The organism is Enterocloster sp. OA13 (assembly GCF_022440595.1).
Classification (GTDB): Bacteria; Bacillota; Clostridia; order Lachnospirales; family Lachnospiraceae; genus Enterocloster; species Enterocloster hominis.
The window spans coordinates 5,322,040-5,333,308 of sequence record NZ_JAKNTF010000001.1 but is presented as its reverse complement, the minus strand read 5'-3'; the positions used below and the strand labels follow the sequence as shown (position 1 = coordinate 5,333,308).

The 11,269-nt window shown below is 50.2% G+C and carries 10 protein-coding genes and 1 pseudogene; 6 read left to right on the top strand and 5 right to left on the bottom strand.

Annotation, left to right across the window (positions count from 1 at the left end; genetic code table 11):
- Position 1: 1 nt before the first annotated feature.
- A complete protein-coding gene (locus tag MCJ35_RS23610) occupies positions 2-1,165 on the top strand; it encodes a M20 family metallopeptidase (RefSeq protein ID WP_081739161.1) in 1,164 nt (387 codons plus the stop codon).
- A 375-nt stretch (positions 1,166-1,540) separates the two neighbouring features.
- On the opposite strand, the pseudogene MCJ35_RS23605 reads toward MCJ35_RS23610, so the two are convergent.
- Positions 1,541-2,881: pseudogene (locus MCJ35_RS23605) on the bottom strand (IS30 family transposase).
- A 237-nt stretch (positions 2,882-3,118) separates the two neighbouring features.
- Between MCJ35_RS23605 and MCJ35_RS23595 the strand changes: the two are divergent.
- The 4 genes from MCJ35_RS23595 (at position 3,119) to MCJ35_RS23580 (ending at position 6,191) form a co-directional block, all read left to right on the top strand.
- Positions 3,119-3,658: a flavodoxin family protein gene (locus tag MCJ35_RS23595; protein WP_025484993.1), complete on the top strand. Its 540-nt coding sequence runs from the start codon at positions 3,119-3,121 to the stop codon at positions 3,656-3,658.
- A gap of 12 nt (positions 3,659-3,670) precedes the next feature.
- On the top strand, positions 3,671-4,543 hold the full coding sequence (locus MCJ35_RS23590; RefSeq protein WP_025484994.1) for a DUF362 domain-containing protein: 873 nt from the start codon (positions 3,671-3,673) through the stop codon (positions 4,541-4,543).
- 97 nt (positions 4,544-4,640) lie between these two features.
- Positions 4,641-5,015: a MerR family transcriptional regulator gene (locus MCJ35_RS23585; RefSeq protein WP_008720863.1), complete on the top strand. Its 375-nt coding sequence runs from the start codon at positions 4,641-4,643 to the stop codon at positions 5,013-5,015.
- Between the two features lie 87 nt (positions 5,016-5,102).
- On the top strand, positions 5,103-6,191 hold the full coding sequence (locus tag MCJ35_RS23580) for a linear amide C-N hydrolase (RefSeq protein WP_025484996.1): 1,089 nt from the start codon (positions 5,103-5,105) through the stop codon (positions 6,189-6,191).
- Here the strand turns inward: MCJ35_RS23580 and MCJ35_RS23575 are convergent, their stop codons facing one another.
- The 4 genes from MCJ35_RS23575 to MCJ35_RS23560 all read right to left on the bottom strand — a co-directional run bounded on the left by MCJ35_RS23575 (position 6,192) and on the right by MCJ35_RS23560 (position 10,081).
- Complete coding sequence (locus MCJ35_RS23575) at positions 6,192-7,511, bottom strand: AMP-binding protein (RefSeq protein ID WP_025484997.1); 1,320 nt, start codon at positions 7,509-7,511, stop codon at positions 6,192-6,194.
- A 155-nt stretch (positions 7,512-7,666) separates the two neighbouring features.
- The gene (locus tag MCJ35_RS23570; protein ID WP_025484998.1) at positions 7,667-8,800 is read right to left on the bottom strand and encodes a thiolase family protein; all 1,134 of its coding nucleotides are present in this window, start codon (positions 8,798-8,800) and stop codon (positions 7,667-7,669) included.
- Positions 8,801-8,808: 8 nt separating this feature from the next.
- Complete coding sequence (locus MCJ35_RS23565) at positions 8,809-9,366, bottom strand: biotin transporter BioY (protein ID WP_025484999.1); 558 nt, start codon at positions 9,364-9,366, stop codon at positions 8,809-8,811.
- A gap of 13 nt (positions 9,367-9,379) precedes the next feature.
- Positions 9,380-10,081, bottom strand: coding sequence for a hypothetical protein (locus MCJ35_RS23560; protein WP_025485000.1), 702 nt, complete (start codon positions 10,079-10,081; stop codon positions 9,380-9,382).
- 217 nt (positions 10,082-10,298) lie between these two features.
- Here MCJ35_RS23560 and MCJ35_RS23555 point away from each other — a divergent pair, with 217 nt between their 5' ends.
- Positions 10,299-11,246 (top strand): 3'-5' exonuclease, encoded by a 948-nt coding sequence (locus tag MCJ35_RS23555; RefSeq protein WP_025485001.1) that lies wholly within the window; start codon positions 10,299-10,301, stop codon positions 11,244-11,246.
- The last annotated feature ends 23 nt before the right edge of the window (positions 11,247-11,269 follow it).

Genomic DNA, 11,269 nt, shown 5'->3' with positions numbered 1-11,269 from the left:
GATGAGGAATGGCATAATTAATTTGATTGACAGGGAGAGACTGGTTCAAATTGTTTCGGACTGTATCTCATGCCCAAGTGAGGTGCCTACGGGAAGTGATGAATGCATGTCGCAGTATGTGTATGGTTTTCTGAATGATTTGGGGCTGAAACCGTGGAAACAGGATTGTGGGGATGGAAGGTTCAATGTACTAGCCAGGATTCCCGGAATCGAGAAACAGGAAATCATGTATTGCGGTCATTTGGATGTGGTGCCTGCTGGAACGGATGGATGGGATTCACCTCCCTACGAGCCGCAGATCCGCAAGGGACGGCTGTATGGAAGAGGTAGTGCAGACATGAAGGGAAGCATCGGATGCATGCTGTATCTGGCAGAACTGGCGGCAAAGGGAAAAATAGTACCCCTGGAGAACCTACTTCTGTTTTTCGATATAGATGAGGAGAATCATAATCTGGGAGTCCGGACTTTTTTAACAGATCCGATTGTTTCGGATTTTATTATTGTGGGGGAACCCACCTCACTGGAACTGGCTATGGGCCACAGGGGAGTCATGGCTTTCAGGGTGGAGATTGTGGGAAAGAGCGCCCATGCAGCACAGCCCGATTATGGGATAAACCCCATACGCGCAGCCGCCCTTTTACAGAAAAAGGTGGATGGATACCAAACCATACTGGATGGGAGAAATGTGAAATACCAGGGTAGGAGTTCCATGGAAATAACCATGATTCAGGCAGGTAGGAAGGTGAATATGATTCCGGAAACCTGCCAGGTCATGATTGACAGGAGACTGACTGACGGAGAGGATGATGTAAGCGTACAAAGAGAGCTGAACCGGCTGCTCAAGGAGGTGGAGCAGGAGAGCGGGTGCGGGTGCCGGATGGATGTTACTACTTATTGCCCTCCTGGACTGTGCAGTGAAGCACATGAGAGGATTGGACGCATAAAAGAATGCGTGAAATCAGTTACAGGGAAGGAAGCAGTGCTGAAAGCTTTTGACGCATCTGGGGAGGCGGGGCTGTTGACCCAATACCTGGGGACTCCGGCAATTACCTTTGGACCGGGTGATATTAAACAGGCCCACACTGTAAACGAGTACATATCCATTGAGGATTTGGTACAGGGGACAGCAATTTACGGAATGCTTATGTTCACGCCAAAATCATAGACTATGCAATATCTATATATAGCAGGACAGCTAAAATACAGGCATGTCCTGCTGTATTGCTGCTTATGCTACAGTATAAATAAAACAGTAAAAAATGAAAAGATGAATTTAATATTACATTTTACGGAAAAAAATGAATTGGTAAAATTTCAAAGTGAATTCGTGATTTCTACAAAACATTGATTTTGCAGCACTTAATTCACCTCATTTCGGTTTACGTGTGACAAAAATAGAGCTATAATGACCTTACAGGAGCCTGTTTTCATGAGTACAAGCATGGTAAACAGGCATCTGGGTCAGTGTGCAGGACTAAATTCCACATGCCAAATTTTTGTAAGATTAAATTCGGCAGTGGATTCCGTCTTGATTCTAATTCTATTTTTTAAGTAACGATGGTTTTAAATTGACTTGGTCTGCAGGTATTTCCTGAAGACATAAAAGTCTGTGTAACCTGTTATTTAAAAGCATCTTAGACAGCCTGAATGGAGTGCAGCCGTTCAGGCTGTCCCTGGCTTCACTGTTGATATGATTCATAAGTACGCAGGCATCTCCCTGCTTATAGTTATCCAGACTCTGACCTTTGGGGATCACATACCGGATGTATTCATGATTTTTCTCAATCCGTCCTTTTTGCCAGGAAGAGTTCGGATTGCAGTAAAAGATCTTTGTGCGGATCCCGCCATTTTTATCACATTCCAACCGTTCTGGAAATTGAAATTCCACACCATTATCGGTCAGGATGACAGGGAACAGTTCCTGAAATACCCCAATTCCGAGTTTTTCTGTCAAATAATCGAAAATTTTAATGACCTGGTCCTGTGATTTCTCCTGCAGCACAAAAATAAGCATGAGGGAACAGTTACGGAAAAAGAGGGTAAGGAAGGCCTGGGTACTGTTATCCCGTCCGCCTTCGACCGTATCGAGTTCGACAACAGGAATGTCAGGATTCTTTTGAATGAATTTTTGAAAATCCTCGTAGGTCCGTCCTATACGGAATTCCTTTGCAGCCAGGCTGACCCTTGTACCGGTCTTTCTTGGCTTGCATTTGTAACGTACCTTACGGCGCAGGTCGATGTTCTTAGCAGTAAAAACGCCCTGGTCTATATAATTGTAGAGTGTCTTCCTGGAACAGGGAACCTCGTGTCCGTGAAAGGCATAAATGTGTGCCAGTGACTGCCCCTGAGCAAGCAGTGGAGAGATAAGCTTATCAAGCATTGCGATATCTACAGGAGCCTGGTTAATCCCCTGCCTGCATGATACAAGCAGCTCCTGAGAGGATTTATCTGCATTCTGGGCAATGTAGTAGGCTTTGTTCTTATTTCAGGTCCGCTGTCTTGCGCAATGATTACACACAAAAGGGGCTTTGGATATGGATGCACACTGAGGCTCCCGGTATTCAGGACACAGATAACTGCATTTTGAGACCTGCAGCCTAACATCATAGCAGCTCTTGCACATCTTCACACAGCCCTTTTCATCACAGAGGAAACGCAGGGTACATTCTTTGAAGAGCGCACATCTGGCCGGTTTCTTCGGGTCTTTCTCACGAGGCTGAAACGTACGGTATTTCTTTACTTCCTTTGCAATGGTGCTGGGATGCTTATCTAGTTTTCTTGCAATGGCAGCAAAGGACAGGTCATCATTCAATCCTTTTTCGATGTAGATGCGCTGGCTTGTAGAAAGGTGTTTGTGATCATATCTTTTTTTCTTAGGCATAAATAATCCTCCTTGGACGGAGGAATCCACTTACCAGGATAATCATACCATGATAAGTGTAACACTAAAATCGTCAATCACGAATTTAGTTGGTGAAACACGAAATTAATATTACATTTTACGGAAAAAAATGAATTTAGTTGTTGACTTGGAGCCGACTCCAGGTAGTAGGCTATAGTTATGCAAAACAAAAACTTACAAAACAGGCTTTACCAACAGAAAGAAAGGAAGATTATAGTGGATAAAAAAGTTTTAATACTTTCAGGCAGCCCCAGAAGGAAGGGAAACTCGGATACGTTATGTGATGAGTTCATGAGAGGGGCCGTGGATGGCGGGAACGAGGCGGAAAAGGTGTTCCTGAGGGATTGTAAGATTCATTATTGTTTAGGCTGTGGTGTCTGTAACAGCACCCATAAGTGCGTCCAGAATGACGATATGGCGTCCATCCTTGAGAAGATGGTAAATGCAGATGTGATTGTCATGGCAACGCCTGTGTATTTTTATACAATGGATGGGCAGATGAAGACGTTGATTGACCGCACGGTGCCGCGTTATGGGGAAATCAGGGACAAGGATTTTTATTTCATTGTAGCGGCAGCTGATACGCAGGCGTCCATGATGGAACGCACCATTGAAGGGTTCCGCGGGTTCACCCAGGATTGCCTGCCGGGGGCGCGTGAAAAAGGGATTATTTATGGAACAGGCGCCTGGCAGGTGGGAGATATCGAGAGCAGCCCGGCGATGAAGCAGGCGTATGAGATGGGAAAACGGATATAGGAGGTATTTAACATGACAAAGGTATATATGACAGACAGTATTACCGCGGAAAGCCTGGTGCGTATCTATGAAGCAATGGGCGTAACACTGCCGGGCCGGGTGGCGGTTAAGATTTCGACAGGTGAACCTGGCGGGCATAATTTTTTACAGCCAGATCTGATTAAGGATCTGGTTAACAGGCTGAACGGCACAATTGTTGAATGTAACACGGCCTATGAAGGCCGCCGCAATACCACGCAGGCCCATTGGCAGACCATCCGCGACCATGGATTTGCGGCCATTGCCCCATGCGATATACTGGATGAGGACGGGGACATGGCAATTCCTGTGGAAGGCGGGTACCATCTTCGCGAGAATTATGTGGGAAGCCATTTGACGGATTATGATTCCATACTTATGCTGTCCCATTTTAAAGGGCATGCAATGGGAGGATTCGGAGGGGCATTAAAGAATATGTCCATCGGCCTTGCTTCTTCACGGGGCAAGGTGTGGATCCATACGTCTGCCACCAGTGAACGGTTTGAGGATGCTTTCACGGCAGACCATGATTCATTTTTGGAGTCCATGGCCGATGCGGATAAATCAGTGATGGATTTTGTGGGACGCGGCAAGATTGTTTACATTAATGTGGCGAACCGGCTTTCGGTGGACTGCGACTGTGACGCCCATCCCCATGACCCGGAAATGGGCGATATCGGCATTTTTGCATCCACGGATCCTGTTTCACTGGACCAGGCGTGTGTGGATGCGGTATACAGTTCCCTGGATACAGGCAAGGCGGCGCTGATTGAAAGGATGGAATCACGCCATGGAATCCATACCGTGGAGGCGGCGCATGCCCTTGGGCTTGGAAGCCGCGATTATGAACTGGTAAAAATCGGTTAATTTCTGCGGACATTCATTGATATGTATTTATTTCCTTGCCTCCGTGGATGAATATGGTTACAATAAAATAAAAAGCAGATAATCAGGAGATGGTGATATGACAATCGCAGAAGTAAGCAGGGCCTATGATATATCCGCGGATACGCTGCGCTATTATGAACGCGTGGGCCTTCTGCCAAGCATTGGCCGTACCTCCGGCGGTATCCGCAATTATTCGGAGGAGGACTGCCGCTGGGTGGAATATATAAAATGTATGAGAAGCGCAGGGGTGTCTGTTGAGACATTGGTGGAGTATGTGGCCTTATTCTATCAGGGAAATGAAACCATACAGGCAAGGAAGAACCTGCTTCTGGAACAGCGGGAACAGATTGCCGCCCGGATTGAGGAGCTTCAGGCTGTTCTGGCAAGGCTGGACTGGAAATTAGACGGGTATGAGGAACGGATGATTAAGTGTGAGGAGAATTTAAGGTAAGGCGTGTATTTGACATTTCCCGTACATGGTGTTATGATTTTAAGGATATTCTGCTGTAAAGCAGGGACTATGGACAAGGGGAAAATCATGACACAGACACGATGGAAAAAACGGCTGCTATGGGCGGCTGTCTGGGCGGCAGGCATTGTATTGGCCGCGGTCCTGGCAGGCGCCTTTCTGTTCAGACATGAGCTGAAGACACTTGCAACGCTTGAGAAGATAGATGACAATGTGCTTTATACCATGAAGTATGACGGGGATTATGGTTTTGATGATTTCCTGCTCACAGGCGCCAGCACCGATGGGGAGCTGGTCAGGTTTGTGACGGACAGGCTGTTAAGGGGCCTGCCGCTGGAGTTTTCCATTCCGGATCTGGGCTGTTCCACGTTCAGCGCCTGGACGGAGGATGGGGACCGTATATTCGGCAGGAATTTTGACCTTACCTACTCGCCGGCCCTGGTGGTGGAGACGGCGCCGGATAACGGATACCGCTCCATATCCACGGTCAATCTTGCCTTCCTGGGGTTTGGGGAGGATAAGCTGCCGGATACATGGAAGCAGAAGCTTATCACACTGGCAGCGCCTTATGCGCCTCTGGACGGGATAAATGAAAAGGGACTGGCGGTGGCGGTGCTCCGCATTGCGGATGAGCCCACGGACCAGGATACGGGGAAGACGGATATTACCACGACCACGGCCATCCGGCTGATGCTTGATAAGGCGGCCACGGTGGATGAGGCGGTGAGCCTTCTGGAGCAGTACGACATGCATTCCTCCGCAGGAAGCTGCTACCATTTCCAGCTTGCAGACGCGGCAGGGGACAGCGCGGTGGTGGAATACATCGATAATGAATTTGTGGTCCTGAAGGCGGACGAGGGATATCAGATGGCGACCAATTTCCTGCTTTCGGATAAGAAATTCAATTTCGGAAACGGACAGGACCGGTATGAAATCCTGGAATCGTCCCTGAACCGCTGCGGCGGTGTCGTAAAGGATGAGCAGGCCGGTATGGATCTGCTGCAGGCAGCGTCAAAGGACTGGCATGTGTCGGAGACCTCCGGGCGGTTAAATGCGACCCAGTGGTCCATTGTCTTTAATTGCACCGACCTTACGGCAAAGGTGGTGACCGGACGTCAGTATGATAAGCCGGCCCATACATTCAGCTTAACACAATAATCACTCAGCAGCGGAAAGCAATGACAGGATCGGCTTTCCGCTGCTGTTTTTTGGAATTGCATCAAGGAACCGTATCCTGCGGGGCAGCTGGTAATATTCCAGGGTTTCCTGAAGCCTTCCCATTAGACGGCGGCTGAGGTCCGGGGAAGGTTTTGGGGCGTCCATGGAATGGAATGCTGGGTTGAGGACCACATAAGCGGTCAGTGAACCATGTTCCAGTACAACGGCGGCCTCGCTGATTTCATCCAGGTCAGTGAGGGCGTGTTCTACCAATGCGGCAGGGATTTTTCTGCCATGGATATTGTATACATTATCCCGGCGTCCCAGAAGATACAGGAACCCGTGGCTGTCCAGGTATCCTATGTCCCCGGCGCTTGCGGGAGTCCGTACCCCCAGGGCGCGGTAAGGGGTGTCAGCCATGATTTCCCCATCCTGTATGGTGATATGGACGCCGGGAAAAGGGCGGCCCACACAGGCGGGATTGCCGGTCATTTCATTGCCGCAGAGATATGACACATAGCTGAGTTCACTGGCGCCGTAATACAGGATACATCTGCTTTGTGGAAATGCCTGCTTCAGCCCATGCATATCCTTTAAATCCATGCTCTGGGAGCCGGTCAGGATGGCTTTTACGTAATCCGCAGGCCCGGGGGAGGTCCTGGACAGGAGGCGCAGCTTGGAGGGGATGAGATAGATGGCATTTGCCTGGTTCAGGGAAATGCTGCCGTTCCACGCAGGGGGATGGACCGCGGAACATGTGATAAGAGCAGCGCCCTCGGACAGCAGGGCCAGGTACATGTTCAGGTTTCCTGTAAATGCAAGGCTGCCGTGCACAAACATCCTGGTATTCCTGTCCACACCAAAGATGCTGTTCTGGACAGGGAAAAAGCCGTGCCAGCTTTCAAACGTACGGAACAGCAGCCTGGGATTCCCGGTGGTGCCTGAAGTCAGGACGCCCATACAGGCCCTGTCAGGAATGGATGAACCAGAAGGGATGGAGGGAGGATGTCTCATATCAGGGGGCAGGATGACCGGAATCCGCCCAATCTGTCCGCAGGCGAGGAAGCAGATAAGCTGTGTGTAGACAGAAGGGGATTTAATCCATGCCAGCAGGGGAAGACCAGCCTGGTATGATACGGCTGCGGCTGCGGTGGACTGCTTTTTTGCTGTCCCATCCTTATCCGTTTTCTGATGGGATAGAAGTTCATCGGAACACCGTTGGGCATCCATGACCATTTCCCCGTAGGTATATTGTCTGGAATCTTCAATAAGGGCTGTCCGGTGGGGCGGGACAGCCCGCAGCATTTCAAGATAATTCATGTGTTACTCCTTGTCCGTTCATTGCGTGATATCATGGGCGGTATTCAGGATTGCTGACCCGGGGCCAGCGTCCCAAATCAGCGTTCCAGGTCAGCGTCCCGGGCCAGCATCCCAGGTCAGCGTCCCAGGTCAGCGTCCCGGGCCAGCGTCCTAAATCAGCGTTCCAGAAGCACCGCGGTGCCGATTCCCCCGGCAGCGGCCACGGAACAGATTCCTTTCCTGCTTTCAGTCAGTTCCATGGCCTTCATGAGATGCAGGAAAATAATTGCGCCGGATGCGCCATACGGGTGGCCATAGGCAAGGGCGCCTCCAAACATGTTATAGCGGCTGCATTTATCAGGATATGCCCTTTGAAAAAGTACATCAATGGCAGCAAACGCCTCATTGCATTCAACACAGCCGATATCGTCCATGGAGGTATGGGCTTGTTCCAGAAGCTGCCGTATGGACCCCACAGCAGATACAGGACTCATAAGAGGGTCGGCTCCCGTACTGAGGGCGCCGGTCAGACGGCAGCGGGGGGTCAGGCCGTGGTCCTTAAGATACCGTCCGGAGCAAAGAAGGAGGAAGGCGGCGCCGTCGTTCATGGTGCAGGCATTGGCTGCATTTAGATATCTGCCGTCCTTCAGGACAGGGGGAAGTTTATCAAGCAGCTTCTGGCTCATCCGCGGACGGATGCCCTCGTCCATCTCCAGGCCCCATACAGGGCATACCACATCCTTTAATACCCCGTCCTCACGGGCGCGCAGGGCCCTCTGGTGGCTTATCAGCGTCCAGCTGTCCAGTTCTTCCTTAGAGATATGATGATGGCATATGGTGCGTTCAGCCCCCTGAAGCATTACATCCTCTTGCTGGGGGCCTGGTATGAACCTGGCAGTGGTGTAGGGGCGGGAATCCTCCGTACAATCAGGATGGTTCGGATGGTGCATACGCAGGGGCTGGGTGGATGTACTTTCAAATCCGCCTGCGATGACAAGACCGGACAGTCCGCTTTCAATCATGGCGGCAGCCGTGATAATGGCGGCAAGGGAGGAAGCGCACTGCTGGTCAATGGTAAGGGACGGGATGGAAGAAGGCAGTCCGGCGTTAAGCGCCGCCAGGCGGGTGATGTTGCCTCCGCAGCCAACGCTGTTCCCGCCAATTATCATATCTGCCTTATCAAATGGATATCGCGCTGCCAGTTCCCTCAGCACGGCAGCGCCCAGCTGTTCCGCCGGGACATGCCGGTAGGCGCTGTTCCTTATTCCGATATAGCTCCGCAGTCCGCCTAATACATATACATTGTCCATGGCTTCTCCTATATGACGGATCTGGCCCTTGAAAGGCTTTCCTGGACAGGTTTTGCAATCAGGGCTGCAGCAGCGCATTTAAACAGGTCCAGCGGGATAAAGGGGAGAACGGCAACTGTAAATGTAGAAATCCAGTCCATGCCAGTCACGAACTTCATGTAGACGCTTCCCAGCAGATAGATGATTGGCATTCCTACGCACACAGTGACAAGGCAGTACCGCGCAAAACTATAGCGCTGCCCTTTCAGCCACGACATTAAGATAACAGCAATAAGCCATGCCATTATATAGCCCCCGGTAGGGCCGAACAGTTTGCCTGGGCCGCCCACGCCGCCTGAGAAGACGGGAAGCCCGGTAAGTCCAAGTAGTATGTATACAATAATGGTAAATGCCGCCTGCCTGGGGGTCAGCAAAAGGGCAATCAGATTGACCACCAGGGTCTGGGCAGTCAGGCTGGCAGGGGAAAACGGAAGAGGGATTACAATATAGGCAGATACACAGATCAGGGCGGTGAGCAGCCCCATTTTTGTCAGTTCCATTGTATTGAATCTCGATTTTGTATTCATGATTACCTCCACATCATAAGTTGTTTGTCCGCAAAAGAAAATAAGTAAGCCCGCCGCATACCCCGGTGATTGTGTTTTCAGAGCATACCAGCCGGATTGGCTGTCCTGTATATACCGGATGGAAAAAACGGATATGGAATCCCTGGGGCAGATCATGACGGCCTGGTGCCGCATCCGCGCCCTGCGCCGCCTTACATTCCCAAAGGCCCTGTAAACGCTCCAGAATCCACAATCCCGGCACAACAGCTGTTTCTCCATAATGAATAGGGTTGGTATCGCCGGAATCCTTTAAGAACCGTTTTAAACCCTCTGAAGAGAATGTGAGCACATCGGGCCTGAAATGAGGCGCGCCAGATAAGAGGCATCCATGGGAGTCTTCAGCAGCAGCCCTTATGCCGTCCCCGGCCTCAAGCCTGTCCCGCAAAAGCCTGCATCCATGCCTGCCGGGAAATGCGCCGGCACACGCATTCCCCCGTGCATCCCCATCCGCGCAAGACGGCCGGACCATCACCAGTTCCAGGCTCTGTACGACATTGCGTCCTTTGCCATATCCTTTGGCAGACAGTCTGGCATAACCCTGCCGCATCCTTTGCGTCTGCGTCTCAAAGGACACAGGTTCCTGGCCATCATATTTCCCATAAAAAGCCTTTCCTATCACCCACCCATCAAACTGGCGCTGTCCATGGGCACATGCCGCATGTATCATCTGCATCATAATTGTCATCCTATTCATAAAATGTGGTTTACATTTTATTTATTATAGGGCCGCACAGCCTATTTGTCAACTCGAAAACTTATATGGTTAACAATCCGCCCGCGGACCAGGAGGAAAGGACACCACACGGATGTATGAAGATAGCCCCTTTCCATATTCTTTTCGGTATGGTAAGATAGGAAGGTAAATCGAGATTATAGAGTGACAGGATGAAAATATGAATTACATTGTATTAGACCTTGAGTGGAATCAGAGTCCCAACGGAAAGGAAGACTCCGTAGAGCATCTTCCCTTTGAGATTATTGAGATAGGCGCGGTGATGCTGGACCATCAGTTCCGGGCCGCAGGGGAATTCCATAAACTGATAAAGCCCCAGGTATATAAAAAGATGCATTTTAAAATATCAGAAGTAACACATATGGACATGAAAAAGCTATGCCAGGAGGGTCAGCCCTTCAAGGCAGTGATGCAGGAATTCCTGGACTGGTGCGGGGAAGGGGACTTCCGTTTCTGCACATGGGGGTCCATGGATCTGACGGAGCTGCAGAGGAACATGATATACCACAAGATGGAGATACCATTTCCCCGTCCGCTTTTATATTATGACATCCAGAAGCTGTACTGCCTCCAGTACGGGGACGGCAAGAATAAGGTGTCCCTTGACCAGGCTGTGCAGCTACAGGGCATGGCGGAGGACCGGCCCTTCCACCGGGCGCTGGACGATGCATATTACACCGGGAAAATACTATCCGTGCTGGACATGGAGAAGTACGGTGTATACGTATCCGTAGACTATTATGGGCTGCCGGAGACAAAAGAAAACGAGTACAGGCTGTTTTTCCCCGAATACACGAAATTCGTATCCAGGGAATTCAACTCCAGGGAAGACATCATGAAAGACAAGAACATCACAGACATGGTATGTCTGAAATGCAGGCGCATGCTCCGCAAGAAAATCCGCTGGTTCCCCTACAGCCAAAGATTCTACTTCTGCCTGGCCGTCTGTCCCGAACACGGATATGTCAAAGGAAAGATCCGCGTCAAAAAATCAGAAGACGACAGATACTACGTAATCAAGACCACCAAAATGGCCGGAGAAGAAGATGTGGAACTTCTCACACAGCGCAAAGAAGACGGCCGCAGACGCCGCAACGCCAAACACTAAGCAACCCCTATTAGCTATGAATC